This window comes from Streptomyces sp. NPDC058671, from assembly GCF_042716475.1.
Lineage (GTDB): Bacteria > Actinomycetota > Actinomycetes > Streptomycetales > Streptomycetaceae > Streptomyces.
Genome location: NZ_JBHXSA010000017.1, coordinates 117,551 through 132,061 on the forward strand (window position 1 = coordinate 117,551; position 14,511 = coordinate 132,061).

13 protein-coding genes are annotated in these 14,511 nt (G+C 72.4%); 5 read left to right on the forward strand and 8 right to left on the reverse strand.

Going from position 1 to position 14,511, the window contains the following annotated elements:
• Positions 1-169: 169 nt before the first annotated feature.
• The 5 genes from ACFWV2_RS21815 to ACFWV2_RS21835 all read right to left on the reverse strand — a co-directional run bounded on the left by ACFWV2_RS21815 (position 170) and on the right by ACFWV2_RS21835 (position 3,907).
• On the reverse strand, positions 170-790 hold the full coding sequence (locus ACFWV2_RS21815; RefSeq protein WP_384406731.1) for a BMP family ABC transporter substrate-binding protein: 621 nt from the start codon (positions 788-790) through the stop codon (positions 170-172).
• Positions 787-1,149, reverse strand: a complete 363-nt coding sequence (locus tag ACFWV2_RS21820; protein ID WP_360793392.1) for a hypothetical protein — start codon at positions 1,147-1,149, stop codon at positions 787-789. Before ACFWV2_RS21820 ends, ACFWV2_RS21815 begins: the two co-directional genes overlap by 4 nt.
• A gap of 116 nt (positions 1,150-1,265) precedes the next feature.
• Positions 1,266-2,018, reverse strand: a complete 753-nt coding sequence (locus tag ACFWV2_RS21825; protein ID WP_384406733.1) for an N-acetyltransferase — start codon at positions 2,016-2,018, stop codon at positions 1,266-1,268.
• A 300-nt stretch (positions 2,019-2,318) separates the two neighbouring features.
• On the reverse strand, positions 2,319-3,005 hold the full coding sequence (locus tag ACFWV2_RS21830; RefSeq protein ID WP_384406735.1) for an HNH endonuclease family protein: 687 nt from the start codon (positions 3,003-3,005) through the stop codon (positions 2,319-2,321).
• A 53-nt stretch (positions 3,006-3,058) separates the two neighbouring features.
• Positions 3,059-3,907 (reverse strand): hypothetical protein, encoded by an 849-nt coding sequence (locus tag ACFWV2_RS21835; RefSeq protein ID WP_384406847.1) that lies wholly within the window; start codon positions 3,905-3,907, stop codon positions 3,059-3,061.
• A gap of 117 nt (positions 3,908-4,024) precedes the next feature.
• Here ACFWV2_RS21835 and ACFWV2_RS21840 point away from each other — a divergent pair, with 117 nt between their 5' ends.
• Positions 4,025-4,603, forward strand: a complete 579-nt coding sequence (locus ACFWV2_RS21840; RefSeq protein ID WP_384406737.1) for a TetR/AcrR family transcriptional regulator — start codon at positions 4,025-4,027, stop codon at positions 4,601-4,603.
• A gap of 15 nt (positions 4,604-4,618) precedes the next feature.
• On the forward strand, positions 4,619-4,777 hold the full coding sequence (locus tag ACFWV2_RS21845; protein ID WP_384406849.1) for an SGNH/GDSL hydrolase family protein: 159 nt from the start codon (positions 4,619-4,621) through the stop codon (positions 4,775-4,777).
• Between the two features lie 75 nt (positions 4,778-4,852).
• Here ACFWV2_RS21845 and mfd read toward each other — a convergent pair whose 3' ends face one another.
• Positions 4,853-8,383, reverse strand: coding sequence for a transcription-repair coupling factor (gene mfd, locus ACFWV2_RS21850; RefSeq protein ID WP_384406739.1), 3,531 nt, complete (start codon positions 8,381-8,383; stop codon positions 4,853-4,855).
• A gap of 248 nt (positions 8,384-8,631) precedes the next feature.
• Between mfd and ACFWV2_RS21855 the strand changes: the two genes are divergently transcribed.
• Positions 8,632-8,898 carry a type II toxin-antitoxin system Phd/YefM family antitoxin gene (locus tag ACFWV2_RS21855; protein WP_384406741.1) on the forward strand — a complete coding sequence of 89 codons (267 nt, stop codon included), beginning with the start codon at positions 8,632-8,634 and terminating at the stop codon, positions 8,896-8,898.
• A complete protein-coding gene (locus ACFWV2_RS21860) occupies positions 8,895-9,269 on the forward strand; it encodes a type II toxin-antitoxin system VapC family toxin (RefSeq protein ID WP_384406743.1) in 375 nt (124 codons plus the stop codon). Before ACFWV2_RS21855 ends, ACFWV2_RS21860 begins: the two co-directional genes overlap by 4 nt.
• A gap of 59 nt (positions 9,270-9,328) precedes the next feature.
• Here the strand turns inward: ACFWV2_RS21860 and ACFWV2_RS21865 are convergent, their stop codons facing one another.
• Both ACFWV2_RS21865 and ACFWV2_RS21870 read right to left on the reverse strand, forming a co-directional pair.
• Positions 9,329-11,902 (reverse strand): ABC transporter permease, encoded by a 2,574-nt coding sequence (locus ACFWV2_RS21865; RefSeq protein WP_384406745.1) that lies wholly within the window; start codon positions 11,900-11,902, stop codon positions 9,329-9,331.
• The gene (locus ACFWV2_RS21870; RefSeq protein ID WP_360793376.1) at positions 11,899-12,687 is read right to left on the reverse strand and encodes an ABC transporter ATP-binding protein; all 789 of its coding nucleotides are present in this window, start codon (positions 12,685-12,687) and stop codon (positions 11,899-11,901) included. The genes ACFWV2_RS21865 and ACFWV2_RS21870 overlap by 4 nt, the downstream gene beginning before the upstream one ends.
• Positions 12,688-12,966: 279 nt before the next feature.
• On the opposite strand from ACFWV2_RS21870, the gene ACFWV2_RS21875 reads away from it, so the two are divergent.
• Positions 12,967-14,478, forward strand: a complete 1,512-nt coding sequence (locus ACFWV2_RS21875; protein ID WP_384406851.1) for an MFS transporter — start codon at positions 12,967-12,969, stop codon at positions 14,476-14,478.
• The last annotated feature ends 33 nt before the right edge of the window (positions 14,479-14,511 follow it).

The following is a 14,511-nucleotide window of genomic DNA, read 5'->3' on the forward strand; positions in this document are numbered from 1 at the left end:
TACGCATGGGCCAGCCTTTACTAACGCGATGCTTACAAAGCTTCGCGAGCCTGCCCGATGACGGATCACCAGTTCGCACCAGGGTAGGGGTTTTTACCTTCCCTTTGCCCGGGGGAGGGAACTCTTCCGGAATGTCCCCGCCCCGGGCTACTCCCGGGGGCCGGAGCCGTCAGCCCTTGTCGGCCAGCCGCCTCAACGTCGCCGTGATGTCGCCCTTCAGCGACAAGCCGGGCGCCACCCGCACAAGGTTGTCGTGGGCGGCGCCGCCCTCCTGGGCGACCGTCACGAACCGGATCTCCGGGTTCTTCGCCACCGCGGCCTCGGCGGCCGCCACCTGCGGGGCGCCCGAGGCGACGACGATCTCGCAGTTCCGCTGCACCAGGCCGTTGAGGAACGGGCGGGCGTTCGCCACCGACTGCTCCCCCATCACGGGCACGAACGTCACCCGGATGCGGCCGTCCGAGCCCGCCGTCTGCATGCCCTCCCACACCGGGGCCGCCGGCGCGCCCGACACGATGCCCCGCTCGTCGGTGAGCAGACAGGCGTCGTAGTCCTTGTAGGCGCGGGCGCGAGGGTCGGGCGGGGTGCCCCCGTTCTCCGACGCGGCGAACATCCGGGCCCCCAGGAGCCCGAGGACCAGGACCAGGACGGACCCCAGGGCCCAGCCGATCCGGCCGCGCAGCGCCCCCGCCGTGGTGGCGAGCAGCCCGGAGACCCGGACCCCGGACTCCGCCGCGTCCTTCCTGGCCGCCTGCCGCTCCGTCTCGCGCCAGGCACGACGGGTCTTCATCGGCCGGTCTCCCTGGCGAAGAGGCAGTGCGCCGCCGCGCCGACGGTGGAGGTCGCGAGCAGCACCAGGTCGAGGAGGTACGGGAGGCCGTGCGTCTCCTCGGGGGTCAGCGCGATCTGGAAGCACCAGCCGACCGAGACCGCGGTGAACAGCAGCGCAGCCAGCCAGTCCCCGCGCGTCCCCCGGCGCAGGGCGAGCGTGAGCGACGGAACGAATCCGAGGACGCCGAGGCTCAGCGGCGGTACGAGCGCGAGGCCCGCCCGGGCCCACCGGCCCGGCAGCTCCTCGGTACGCGGGGGCTCCGCGCCCTCGGGGTGCGGGAGTTCCGCGCCCTTCTCCCAGTGGACGGCCTCGTTCACGATCGTGGGACCTCTCGCGGATGCGCGCGCCGGGGCGCACGGGTGTACGGCAGGGGACGCCGTACGGTACATCCCCCGCCGGGAAGGTCACCCTCCGGGCCCCGGGTGGCCCCGGCTCAGGCGGTGACGCGGTGCCGGACCCACACATTGGGCTCGACGTAGACCGCGTAGCCGCGCGAGGCCTCGCAGTGGACGGGGACGAGAGCGCCGTCGACCTCGACGGGACCGTCGGTGTCGAACGGGAGGCCGGTCCACTTCCGCCACTGCTCGACGGATCCGGAGACGGTCATGGAGGCCGGGGCCACCGCCTCGATCGCGCCGCCGGCCCGCACATGGACACGGAGCCAGGGGTCCTGCGGCAGTCCGTCGGCCTCGCGGGTGCGGAAGGCGTACTCGTGGATGGAGGCGCCGACCTCCAGGTGCTTGCCGTTGGGTCGGACGGGGGCGACGAGGTCGGAGAAGCCGCGCGCGGCGACGTTGGCCCGCATGGCGGCCAGCATCCGGTGCGAGACGCCCTTGCCGAGGGCGCTGGTGTCGACCGTGATCTCGATGGCGCTGACGGTGTCGGCCTCCCGGCCGTGCTTCAGGTCGGAGAACGCCCAGAGCAGCACCTCGTCCCAGCCCCGGGCGGGCAGCTCGCGGCGGCCGTCCAGGTCGAGACGGAAGGGGACGCTGAACCCCCGGGCGACGACCTTGCCGTCGGCGTCGGTGGCGATGAGGACGTACTCCGGCAGCTCACGCACGATCCGGCCGATGTTCGCCCAGCCCACCGGGTCGTACATCATGAACTCGGGCCAGAGGTCGAGCATGTCCCACATCGGCCCTTCCAGCTCGGGGCGTTGGGCGAGGGTCGATATGTCGAGGTCCATGGGGGCAGGGTAAAGATCGTCCCCGCGCCGCCCAAACGGTTTTCCGCCACGGGGGCCTCTCCCGCGGGAGTTCCTGCCGCACGGGCCGCCATGCCAGGAGCTTCTGCTGCGCGAGCCGTCATGCCAGGAGTTCACGCCGCGCGGGCCGCCGTGCCAGGAGCATCCGCCGCGCGCTACTACGCCAGGACTCCTCCCGTGCGAGCCGTCACGCCAGGACCTCCTCCCGCGCGGGCCCCCGCGCCAGGAGCATCCGCCCGCGCACGCCCCTCCGGCCGGTGCCTCTGCGACGCGCGCGCCCCGTTACGGGAGCTTCTGCTGCGGGCAGGTCCGCAGGACCCGCTTCATCGCGTCCCGCTCGCCGGCCGTGACCCACACCCCGTACTTCTTCTTCACCGCGACCTGCCGGGCGACGTACGCGCAGCGGTACGCCTTGTTCGGCGGCAGCCAGGTCGCCGCGTCGGCGTCGGACTTGCGGCGGTTGGTGACCGCGTCGACGGCGAGCAGGTTGAGGGGGTCGTTGGCGAAGCGGCGCCGGGTCCCGTCGTCCCACTTGCCCGCGCCCTTCTGCCAGGCGTCGGAGAGGGCGACGACGTGGTCGATGTCGACCTTGCTGCGGCCGCGGACGTAGGTGACGTCGGTGCCGGTGTACGGGTCGTCGGTGAGGGTGCCGGAGGCGACCTTGCAGCGGCCGTCGGTGAAGCGGACGCCGGTGAGGTCGCGCTTGAGTATGTCGTCGCGGGTGCCGCATCCGTTGCCGTCGACGTCCGCCCAGGCGCGGCCGAACTTCTCCCGCTCGTACCCGGTCTTCGGGGCGCGGCCCTTGACGGTGAGGCTGTCCACGGCGGCGAGGGCGGTGCCCCGCGCGGCGGGTTTCCCGGCGCCGCCGCCTTCGGCTCCCGGGATGTCGGCCCCCGGTGAGCAGGCGGTGGTGAGGAGCGCGGCGGCGGCGAGCGCGGAGGCGGTGAGGGTCCTTCGATACGTCAGCACCCTGAAAGGCTAAGTCGCGTGGGCGCGCTCTCCCTCGTCCCTCCCGCGAACCCTCACACCTTGCCGATGCCGAGGGTGTTCTCGGCGGGCAGCAGGCCGGAGCCGATCGCGGCGAGCCAGGGGGCGCCGAGCAGGTCGGCGAGGCGCGTGGTGCCGGCCGGGCCGAGGGCGGTCCAGGGGGCGGCGGCCCCTTCGTCCGTACGCCGTTCGATGTCCGCGCGCAGGGCCCGGCCGGTCTCCGTGGCCGTGCCGTCCGGGTGCAGGAGTCCCCGGGCTGCCAGTCGGTCGCGGGCGGCGGACCACTGGGCCGGGGTCCAGCCACGGCTCTCGAAGACGGGCTCGGGGGCGGCGCCGATCGCGGCGAAGGAGACGAGTGTCTCGACCGGGTCGAGGCCGGCGGCGGTCAGGGCGGCGAGGTGTCCGTCGCCGCGGTGTTCGCGCAGGATCGTCGCGGCCTGCCAGAGCGCGAGGTGGGGGGCCTTGGGCCAGGGCAGTGCGGCGTTGGCCGCGGCGAGCGGGCGGTCCGCCGGGCAGGGGCGTACGGCGGCTTCGGCGGCGCGCCGGGCGAGGGCGGCGGCCTCGGCGAGGGCGGGTCCCTCGACGGCGTCGCCGCCCAGGACGGTCCGGTAGGTGCGGTCGACGGCCCGGAGCCGGGCGGCGAGGACGTCGGCCGGGTCGGCGGTGACCCAGACGGCGGGGACGTACTGGGCGACCATGGCGGGGCTGAAGCTGTGGAAGGCGGAGGTCACCCGGTCGTGGCCGGCGGCGCCGAGGGGCGCGGCGCGCCAGGCGAAGTAGGAGGGCCAGCGTTCGCCGGTGTCGTAGCCGAGGGCGGCGGCCTCGTCGAGGGCCTCGGGGGCGTAGTAGAGCAGGGCGTGCAGGGGTTCGAGCAGGTGCCACATCTGACGTACGCGTCCGGATTCCACGACGTGCTCCCTTCACCGCATCTTGTCACTGACAAGATAGTGCTCCTCCGGCTCTGAACTTGTCAATGACTAGATGGGGGTTACGCTGCTGCCATGACGATCCGGAGCACCTACCACCACGGCGACCTGCGACAGGCCGTCCTCACCGCCGCCCTCGACGTCATCACCGCCGAGGGACCCGCGGCCCTGAGCCTGCGCGACCTCGCACGCCGCGCGGGCGTCTCCCACGCCGCGCCCGCCCACCACTTCAAGGACCGCACCGGACTCCTCACCGCCCTCGCCACCCAGGGCTACGGCCTCCTCGCCGACGCCCTCGCCGCCGCGCCCGACCTGCGGGAACGCGGAGTGCGGTACGTGCGCTTCGCGGTCGAGCACCCCGCCCACTTCCAGGTCATGTTCCAGCCGGAACTGCTGCGCACCGACGACCCGGACCTCCTCGCCGCCAAGGAACGCGCGTCGGCGGGCCTCCGCACGGGCGTCGCGGAGCTCCGGGACGTCCCCGACGCCCGCACGGCGGGCATCGCCGCCTGGTCCCTCGCCCACGGCTTCGCGACCCTGCTCCTCACCCACAACGTGCGGGACGCGCTGGGCGACCGGGACCCCGAGGAGTACTTCCGCACCCTCACGGGACTGCTCTTCACTGGCCGACTCCCGCCGGGAGAAGGGGAATAGGCGGCGTCAGCCTGGATCCGCACGTCCGGCGCGTACGACGCGGTCGACGACTTCGACCGTGCGGTCGCGGACCCGGACCGCATCCTCCCGGCGTACGGCTCGGGCGACGGCCTCCACCCGAACGACGCGGGCTACACGGCGATGGCCGAGGCACTGGACCTTGACGAGCTCTGACAGCGGCGTGCCCCGGACGGTCTCCCCCGACCGGCCGGGGCACGGCGTCACGACGCGAGGATCACGAGCCGGGAGTCACGACCCGAGGATCGTCGTCAGGAACTCCCCCGTCCACGCCAGGAGTTCACGGCCCACCACCGGCTTGCCGCCGATCTTGCCCGTCGTCGGGCGCGGGACCAGGATCTGGTGGACGGCCGGCTTGATCACCGTGCGCGGGTGCAGCCGCTTCAGGCGCAGCTCCTGCGACTCACGCAGCTCCACCGGCGCGAAGCGGATGTTGGGGCCCTGGAGGACGATCTCGCCCACCCCGCACGCGCGGGCCAGCATCCGCAGGCCCGCCACCAGGAGGAGGTTCTCGACGGGCTCGGGAAGCTTGCCGTAACGGTCGGTGAGCTCCTCCCGTACGGCCCTGATGTCCTCCTCCGAGTTCGCCGAGGCGATCGAGCGGTACGCCTGGAGCCGCAGCCGCTCCCCCGGCGCGTACTCGTGCGGCATGTGGGCGTCGACCGGAAGCTCGATCTTGACCTCCAGCGGTGCCTCCTCCTCCGCGCCGCCCTCCATCTGCGCCCGGTAGTCCGCGACCGCCTCGCCGACCATCCGTACGTACAGGTCGAAGCCGACACCCGCGATGTGACCCGACTGCTCGCCGCCGAGCAGGTTGCCCGCGCCGCGGATCTCCAGGTCCTTCATCGCCACGTACATGCCGGCGCCCATCTCCGTGTGCTGGGCGATCGTCGCGAGCCGCTCGTGCGCGGTCTCCGTCAGCGGCTTCTCCGGCGGGTACAGGAAGTAGGCGTAGCCCCGCTCGCGGCCGCGGCCGACCCGGCCGCGCAGCTGGTGGAGCTGCGACAGACCGAAGTTGTCGCCGCGCTCCACGATCAGGGTGTTGGCGTTGGAGATGTCGATGCCGGACTCCACGATCGTCGTGGAGACGAGGACGTCGAACTTCTTCTCCCAGAAGTCGACGACGACCTGTTCGAGGGCGCTCTCGCCCATCTGACCGTGCGCGGTCGCGATCCGCGCCTCGGGGACGATCTCCCGGAGGCGGGCGGCCGCGCGGTCGATCGAGTCGACCCGGTTGTGGATGTAGAAGACCTGCCCCTCGCGCAGGAGTTCACGCCGGACCGCGGCGCCGATCTGCTTCTCCTCGTACGGGCCGACGAAGGTGAGGACCGGGTGCCGCTCCTCCGGCGGGGTGGTGATCGTCGACATCTCGCGGATGCCGGTGACCGCCATCTCGAGCGTACGGGGGATGGGCGTGGCCGACATGGTGAGGACGTCGACGTTGGCACGGAGCTTCTTCAGCTGCTCCTTGTGCTCGACGCCGAACCGCTGCTCCTCGTCGACGATGACCAGGCCCAGGTCCTTGAACCTCGTCTCCGAGGAGAAGAGGCGGTGGGTGCCGATGACGATGTCGACCGAGCCGTCCCGCAGCCCCTCCAGAGTCGCCTTCGACTCGGTCTCCGACTGGAAACGGGACAGCGCCCGCACCTTCACCGGGAACTGCGAGTAGCGCTCGCTGAACGTGCCGAAGTGCTGCTGCACGAGCAGCGTCGTCGGGACGAGGACCGCGACCTGCTTGCCGTCCTGGACCGCCTTGAAGGCCGCCCTCACCGCGATCTCCGTCTTGCCGTAACCGACGTCACCGCAGATCAGCCGGTCCATGGGGACCGTCTTCTCCATGTCCTCCTTCACCTCGGCGATGGTGGACAGCTGGTCCGGCGTCTCCACGTACGGGAACGCGTCCTCCAGCTCCCGCTGCCACGGCGTGTCCGGGCCGAAGGCGTGACCGGGCGCCGCCATCCGCGCCGAGTACAGCTTGATCAGGTCGGCCGCGATCTCCTTGACGGCCTTCTTCGCGCGGGCCTTCGTCTTCGTCCAGTCCGCGCCGCCGAGCCGGTGCAGGGTCGGCGCCTCGCCGCCCACGTACTTGGTGACCTGCTCCAGCTGGTCGGTCGGGATGTACAGCCGGTCACCGGGCTGGCCGCGCTTCGCGGGCGCGTACTCGACGAGGAGGTACTCGCGGGTCGCGCCCTGCACGGTCCGCTGGACCATCTCCACGTACCGGCCGACACCGTGCTGCTCGTGCACGATGTAGTCGCCGACCTCCAGGGTCAGCGGGTCGATCGTCTTCCGGCGCTTCGCCGGCATCCGCTGGCCGTCCTTGCCGGCCGCCTTCTGACCGGACAGGTCGGTCTCGGTGAGCACGGCGAGCCTGAGCCCCGCGTCGACGAAGCCGTAGTCGATGGAGCCGCAGGCCACATGGACGACCGAGGGCGCGATCTCGGTGAGGTCGGAGTCGAGCCGGGCCGCGATGCCCTCGCCGCCGAGGACCTCGACCGTGCGCGCCGCCGGGCCGTGGGCCTCCGTCACGTACACCGTGCGCCAGCCGTCGGCCAGCCACCCCTTGGTGTCGGCGAGCGCGCGGGCGGTGTCGCCGCGGTACGACTCGGGGGCGCGCATGCCGAGGGTGAGGACGTCCCCCTCGACGGTTTCGTCCGCCGCGAACGGCGACACCGACCACCACGCCATGCCCAGCTCGCGCGCCCGGTCCCGGACGTCCGCGATCCCCCACAGGGAGGCCGCGCCGACGTCGATCGGGGCCTCGCCGCCGCCGGCGGTCGCCGCCCACGAGGCCTGGAGGAACTCCTGGCTCGTGGCGACGAGGTCCGAGGCCCGGGTCCGCACCCGCTCCGGGTCGCAGACGACGGCCATGGACCCCTCGGGCAGCACGTCGAGCAGCAGCTCCATGTCGTCGACGAGGACGGGGGCGAGGGATTCCATGCCCTCCACCGCGATGCCCTCGGCGATCTTGTTGAGCAGTTCGCCCAGTTCGGGGTGCTCCTCGGCGAGCACCCGCGCCCGCTCCCGTACGTCCGCCGTGAGGAGCAGTTCGCGGCAGGGCGGCGCCCACAGCCCGTGCTCGGCCACTTCCAGGGACCGCTGGTCGGCGACCTTGAAGTAGCGGATCTCCTCGACGTCGTCGCCCCAGAACTCGATCCGGAGGGGGTGCTCCTCGGTCGGCGGGAAGACGTCCAGGATGCCGCCGCGCACGGCGAACTCGCCGCGCTTCTCGACCAGCTCCACCCGTGAGTACGCGGCGGCCGCCAGGCCCTCCACGATCTCGTTCAGGTCCGCCGTCTGTCCGCTGCGCAGGCTCACGGGCTCCAGGTCGCCGAGGCCTTTGACCTGCGGCTGGAGCACGGAGCGGATGGGCGCGACGACCACGCTGACGGGTCCCGCGGCCGGGTCGTCGTCGCGGGGGTGGGCCAGTCGGCGCAGGACGGCGAGGCGGCGGCCGACGGTGTCGGAGCGGGGCGAGAGGCGCTCGTGCGGCAGGGTCTCCCAGGAGGGGTACTCGACGACCGTGTCCGGGTCGAGGAGCGACCGCAGTGCGGCGGCGAGGTCCTCGGCCTCCCGCCCGGTCGCGGTCACCGCGAGGACGGGCCGCCCCGAGTCCCGGGCGAGCGCGGCGACGGCGAAGGGCCGGGCGGCGGCGGGCCCGACCAGGTCCAGGTGCGGACGGTTCCCGTCGGCGGCGGCCTTCACCGCCTCCGCGAGGGCGGCGTCTTTGACGACTACATCGAGCAGGCCGTGCAGGCTCATGGAGCTTCCATCCCGGGTTCGGACGACGGGGGCGGGCAACGCGAACAGCCCGACACGTGACACGGGCCGGGTTGCTCCCGGACGCGTACGGCCCGGCGAGCCCCCAGCCTACGACGAGCCACTGTCACTCGCGCGAAGGACGTGGGCCACTCGGGAGGGTGAAGCGGCTGGTACCCGGACCGCTCGTACGACTAACCTTAGTCTTGCGCTTAGTCCACCTTGCTCCGCCCAGCTGTGAAGAGGCCGCGATGGAAGCAGCCCGGCAGTACAACGTCCACGAGGCGAAGACCCACTTCTCCAAGATCCTGGAGGCGGTCGCCACCGGCCAGGAGGTGATCATCAGCAAGGCCGGCGAACCGGTCGCGAAGGTGATCCCGCTCCGAGGGAAGGTCCGGCGCACGGCCCGGGGGTCCCTCACCGCGCCCGTCGTCTTCCACGAGGACTTCGACGACCTCTCCGACGACCCCGGCTTCGCCGAGGCCTTCGGGCTCGGCGAGGAAGGCCCCGCGGAGTGAAACTGCTGATCGACACGCACGTCGTCATCTGGTGGCTGCTCGACTCCCCCCAGCTCTCCGGCGACGTCAAGGATCTGCTCGACATGGAGGAGCACGCGTACGTCAGCGCCGTCACGCCCTGGGAACTCTCCGTCAAGCAAGCCCTCGGCAAGCTCGACGGACCGGCCGACCTGCCCGAGCGGGCGCGCGACTGCCAGCTCAAGTCCCTGCCGATCGTCGCCGAACACGGCATTCGCGCCGGACAGCTCCCGCCCCACCACCGCGACCCCTTCGACCGGATACTGATCGCCCAGGCGCAGACCGAGGGGCTCACCCTCGTCACCCGCGACAAGCACATCCCGCTCTACGACGTGCCGGTGCTGACCGTCTGAGCAGCCGTACGGCCCCGGTGCGTCGCGCGCGTCGGGGCCGTACGGGGGAACATCTACCGCTACTCGCTCCCGATCGCGTTCAGGACGTTCATCCGGCCCGCCCGGAACGCCGGGACCAGGGCCGCGAAGAGGCCCACGAACGCCGAGGCCACGAAGACCGTGAGGATCGTCGGCCACGGGATCTCCAGGACGCCGAGGCCCTCGAGGGCCAGGAGCTTCTGGGCCGCCGTGCCCCAGCCCATGCCGAGGCCGAGGCCGAGCAGGGCGCCGAAGAGCGCGATGACCACCGACTCCAGGCGGATCATGCGGCGCAGCTGCCGGCGGGAGAGGCCGATGGCCCGCATGAGGCCGATCTCGCGGGTCCGCTCGACGACCGAGAGGGCCAGGGTGTTCACCACCCCGAGGACGGCGACGACGATCGCCAGGGCGAGGAGCCCGTACACGATGTTGAGCAGCTGCCCGACCTGGTCCTTCAGCTCCTCCTTGTAGTCGGCCTGGTTGCTGACCTTGTACTGCGGGTAGGGCGCGAGGGCGTCCTTGAGGGCCTGGTACGTCTGCGTCTCCTGGCCGTCCTTCGCGCTGGCGAGGAGGAGCAGGCTGTGCGGCAGGCGTTCGGCGGGGACGTGCTCGGCGAGGGTGGTGGCGTTGATGTACATGGCGCCGTTGTCGACGCCGCCGGTGTCCGCGGTGATCGCCGCGACCCTGAGCTTCGCCGTCTCGCCGCCCTTGAAGGCGACGGTCAGGACGTCGCCGACCTTGACCCCGTGCTCGGCGGCGTAGTCACTGCCGACGGACATGGCGCCCGGACCGTACGCGTCGGCGAGGGTGCCCGCGGTGGTCTCCCGCCGCAGGTCCTCCATGTACGTCGGTTCGGTGGCGGCCAGGCCGGTCTCCATGCCCTTTCCGCGCGGGTCGGTGACGGTGGCGTCGGCCCACCTGTACTCGGTGACGTGGTCGAGGCCCGGGGCCTTCTCCAGGGCGGCCTGGGCCTGCGGCACGATCGGCTGACCGGTGCCGGACTGCACGATGAAGTCGGCGCCGACGGACCGGTCGAGTTCCTCGGTGGCCGAGGCGACCATCGAGGACCCGACGACCGACAGACAGGCGACGAGCGCGAGGCCGATCATCAGGGCGGCGGCGGTGGCGCCGGTGCGGCGCGGGTTGCGCAGGGCGTTGCGTTCGGCCATCCGGCCGACGGGGCCGAAGACGCGCAGGACGACGACGCCCAGGGCGCGGACGACCGCGCCGGCGAGGAGCGGACCGATGACGACGAACCCGAGGAGGGTGAGGACGACGCCGACGCCGAGCCAGAGGGAACCGGGGCCGGCCTCGTCGGCGCGGGCGGCGCCGACCAGGGCGGCCGCTCCGGCGGCGGTGAGGGCGAGGCCGATCCCGCCCCGTACGCGGCCGGCCTTGCCGTCGGCGGGCGTTCCCGCGTCGCGGAGGGCGGCCATCGGGGAGACCTTCCCGGCACGGCGGGCCGGGACGTAGGCGGCGAGGACGGTGACGACGATGCCGAGGGCGAGGCCGACGGCGGGGGTCGTCCACTTGACGGTGAGGTCGCGGGTGGAGAGCTCCATGCCCATGGAGGACATGAGTTCCATGAGCCCGACGGCGAGCCCGACACCCGCCGCGACACCGGCGACCGAGCCGACGACGCCGAGGAGCACGGCTTCGACGAGGACGGAACGGTTCACCTGGCGGCGGCTCGATCCGATGGCGCGCATGAGGCCGATCTCGCGCGTGCGCTGGGCGACCAGCATGGAGAAGGTGTTGACGATGAGGAAGATGCCGACGAGGAAGGCGATCCCGGCGAAGCCGAGCATGGCGTACTTCATGACGTCGAGGAAGCCGGCGACGTCCTCGCGGCCTGCGTCGGCGGCCTCGGCGGCGGTCTGGAGCGTGTAGCCGTCGCCGACGGCGGCGGCGATGTTCGCCTTGAGGGCGTCGTCGGAGACACCGGGCTCGGCGTCGACCAGGACCTGGGTGAACAGGCCCTCCTTGCCGAGGAGTTCGCGCTGGGCGGTGGCCGTGTCGAAGTAGACGAGGGTGGCGCCCGGATTGGTGACCTTGAAGTCGACGATGCCGGAGATCTTCGCGGTGAAGTCACCGGTGACGGAGATCGTCCGCAGCTCGTCGCCGGCCTTCAGGCCGTGCTTCTCGGCGGTGGCGCCGTCGACGACCACGTCGGTGGGGCCGCGCGGCTCGTGGCCGGAGGTGATCTCCACCGAACGGAGCTCGTTGGGGCTCCAGTTGACTGCGATGGTCGGGGCGCCGCTGGTGGGACCGACGTTCTTGTCGTCCGCGTCGACGACGGTGACGGACGTCGAGACGACGGAACCCTGCGCGTCCTGGACGCCCTCGGCCTTGCGGACCTCGGCGACGACGGAGGCGGGGAACGCCTCGGGGCGGCCGGTGTCCGGGGCCTCGTCGCCCGCGTCGCCGTTCTTCGCGCTGAGGGTGACGTCGGAGGCGGTCGAGGCGAAGAGCTTGTCGAACGTCGTGTTCATCGTGTCCGTGAAGACCAGGGTCCCGGAGACGAAGGCGACGGAGAGGAGGACGGCGACGGCGGACAGCGCCATCCGGCCCTTGTGCGCGAAGAAGTTGCGCAGGGAGGTCTTGAGGACGCTCATGAGGTCCGCCCGCGCGCGTCGAAGTCCTTCATCCGGTCGAGGACGGCCTCGGCGGTGGGCCGCTCCATCTCGTCGACGATCCGTCCGTCGGCGAGGTAGAGCACGCGGTCGGCGTAGGACGCGGCGACCGGGTCGTGGGTGACCATGACCATGGTCTGGCCCAGCTCGTCGACGGAGGTGCGGAGGAAGCCGAGCACCTCGGCGCCGGCCCGGGAGTCGAGGTTTCCGGTCGGCTCGTCCCCGAAGATGATCTCGGGCCGGGCGGCGAGCGCGCGGGCGACGGCGACGCGCTGCTGCTGCCCGCCGGACAGCTGGTTCGGCCGGTGCTTGAGCCGGTCGGAGAGCCCGACGGTGTCGACGACCCGGCGCAGCCACTCGGCGTCCGGCTTGCGGCCGGCGATGTCCATCGGGAGGGTGATGTTCTCGATGGCGTTCAGGGTGGGCAGCAGGTTGAACGCCTGGAAGATGAACCCGATCCGGTCCCGGCGCAACTGTGTGAGCTTCTTGTCCTTGAGCCCGGTGATCTCGGTGTCGTCGAGGAAGATCTCGCCGCTGGTGACGGTGTCCAGCCCGGCGAGGCAGTGCATCAGCGTCGACTTGCCGGAGCCGGAGGGCCCCATGATCGCGGTGAACTGTCCCCGGGCGATGTCGACGTCGACGGAGTCGAGCGCGACGACCCGGGTCTCCCCCGAGCCGTACGCCTTGACGACCTGACGGGCCCGCGCGGCCACGGCCGTGCTTCCTCCAGTACCCCCGTGCCTGGGGATGGTCACAGCCGTGGTCACGGTTTTCTCCTTGGAGCAGTGGGTCGGTTTGTAAGGTCAAGTTAAGAACCCGGGGCACCCCCTTCTCGTCCTCCGTCGGGACGAACGACCCCTGGCCCGTATGGGGGAGAGGCCCCTAGGGGTTCCTCCGTCCTGGGTACGGGTGAGACCCTGGCCGCGCCCATTTAGGTGTACGAGGAAAGGAACTGCGCGGTGCCGGAGCCGTCGACCACCCGAGCGGGGGCCGATCCGGCTCCCGCGACCTCCTCCGACCGCCGCCGGCCCGTCGTCCTCGCGCTCATGCTCGCCATGGGCCTGGCCGCCCTCGACGGCACGATCGTGTCCACCGCCGTCCCCCAGATCGTCGGCGACCTCGGCGGACTGTCCGTCTTCTCCTGGCTGTTCTCCGGCTATCTGCTCGCCGTGACGGTCACCCTGCCCGTGTACGGGAAGCTCAGCGACACCTTCGGCCGCAAACCGGTCCTCGTCGCCGGGACCGCCCTGTTCCTCGTCGGCTCCCTGCTGTGCGCCGCCGCCTGGGACATGGCCTCCCTGATCGCCTTCCGGGTCGTCCAGGGCCTCGGCGGCGGCGCCCTCCAGGGCACGGTGCAGACCATCGCCGCCGACCTGTACCCGCTCAAGGAACGCCCCAGGATCCAGGCGCGGCTGTCCTCGGTCTGGGCCGCCTCCTCGGTCGCGGGACCCGCCGTCGGCGGCCTCCTCGCCGGCTACGCCGACTGGCGCTGGATCTTCCTGATCAACCTGCCCGTCGGCCTGCTCGCCCTCTGGCTGATCACCCGCCACCTCGCGGAACCGCCCCGAGACCGGGCGGCCGGACCGGAAGCGAAGGAGGCCGTACGGGGGGCGGGCGGACCGCAGGCGGACCGCACCCCGCCCCGCGCGCGCGTGCGGATCGACTGGGCCGGGGCCCTCGCCGTCTTCGCCACCGGAGCACTGCTGCTCACCGCGCTCGTCCAGGGCGGGGTCGCCTGGCCCTGGCTCTCCGCCCCGTCCCTCGGCCTCCTCGGCGGGGCCGCCGCCCTCGCCGCCCTGACCGTCGCCATCGAGCGGCGCGCGGCCGAGCCCATCATCCCCGGCTGGGTCTGGCGCCGCCGGACCATCGCCGCCGTCAACCTCGCCCTCGGCGCCCTCGGCCTGCTCATGGTCGCCCCGACCGTCTTCCTGCCCACGTACGCCCAGTCCGTCCTGGGCCTCGGGCCGATCGCCGCCGGGTTCGTGCTCTCCTCATGGACCCTCAGCTGGCCCATCGCGGCCGCCCTCTCCAACCGGGTCTACACCCGCATCGGCTTCCGGCTCACCGCCGTCCTCGGCATCTCGCTCGCGCTGGTCCTCCTGCTCGCGTTCCCGTTCCTGCCGTTCCCCGGGGAACCCTGGCAGCCCGCGCTCCTGATGCTGCTGCTCGGCGGGGCCCTCGGCCTCTTCCAACTGCCCCTGATCGTCGGCGTGCAGTCGACCGTCCCGTACGAGGAACGCGGCACCACCACCGCCTCGGTCCTCTTCTGCCGCCAGGTCGGCCAGAGCGTCGGCGCGGCCCTGTTCGGCGCCGTCGCCAACGGCGTCCTCGCCGCCCGCCTCGGCGGCAGCGGCGACCTGGACGCCCTGGCCCGCTCCCTGGACGACCCCGGCTCCCTCACGGCCGAGACCACGGACCACCTGCGGCGGGCGGTCGACGCGGCGGTGGACTACGTGTACCTGGGCGCGGCGGCGGCCGCCGCCCTCGCCCTCCTGGCCCTGCTGACCCTGGCCCCGCGCCGCTTCCCGGTCCTCGCGGAGGAGGGAGAGCGGAACTGACCACTGCCAAGGTCCGGTGGGGCCGAACGCGGC

Coding starts and splice junctions, on each gene's coding strand:
- ACFWV2_RS21840 (WP_384406737.1), top strand. CDS start 4,025: ATGACGATCCGGAGCACCTACCACCACGGCGACCTGCGACAGGCCGTC.
- ACFWV2_RS21865 (WP_384406745.1), bottom strand. CDS start 11,902: ATGAGCGTCCTCAAGACCTCCCTGCGCAACTTCTTCGCGCACAAGGGC.
- ACFWV2_RS21815 (WP_384406731.1), bottom strand. CDS start 790: ATGAAGACCCGTCGTGCCTGGCGCGAGACGGAGCGGCAGGCGGCCAGG.
- mfd (WP_384406739.1), bottom strand. CDS start 8,383: ATGAGCCTGCACGGCCTGCTCGATGTAGTCGTCAAAGACGCCGCCCTC.
- ACFWV2_RS21855 (WP_384406741.1), top strand. CDS start 8,632: ATGGAAGCAGCCCGGCAGTACAACGTCCACGAGGCGAAGACCCACTTC.
- ACFWV2_RS21825 (WP_384406733.1), bottom strand. CDS start 2,018: ATGGACCTCGACATATCGACCCTCGCCCAACGCCCCGAGCTGGAAGGG.
- ACFWV2_RS21835 (WP_384406847.1), bottom strand. CDS start 3,907: ATGTGGCACCTGCTCGAACCCCTGCACGCCCTGCTCTACTACGCCCCC.
- ACFWV2_RS21875 (WP_384406851.1), top strand. CDS start 12,967: ATGCTCGCCATGGGCCTGGCCGCCCTCGACGGCACGATCGTGTCCACC.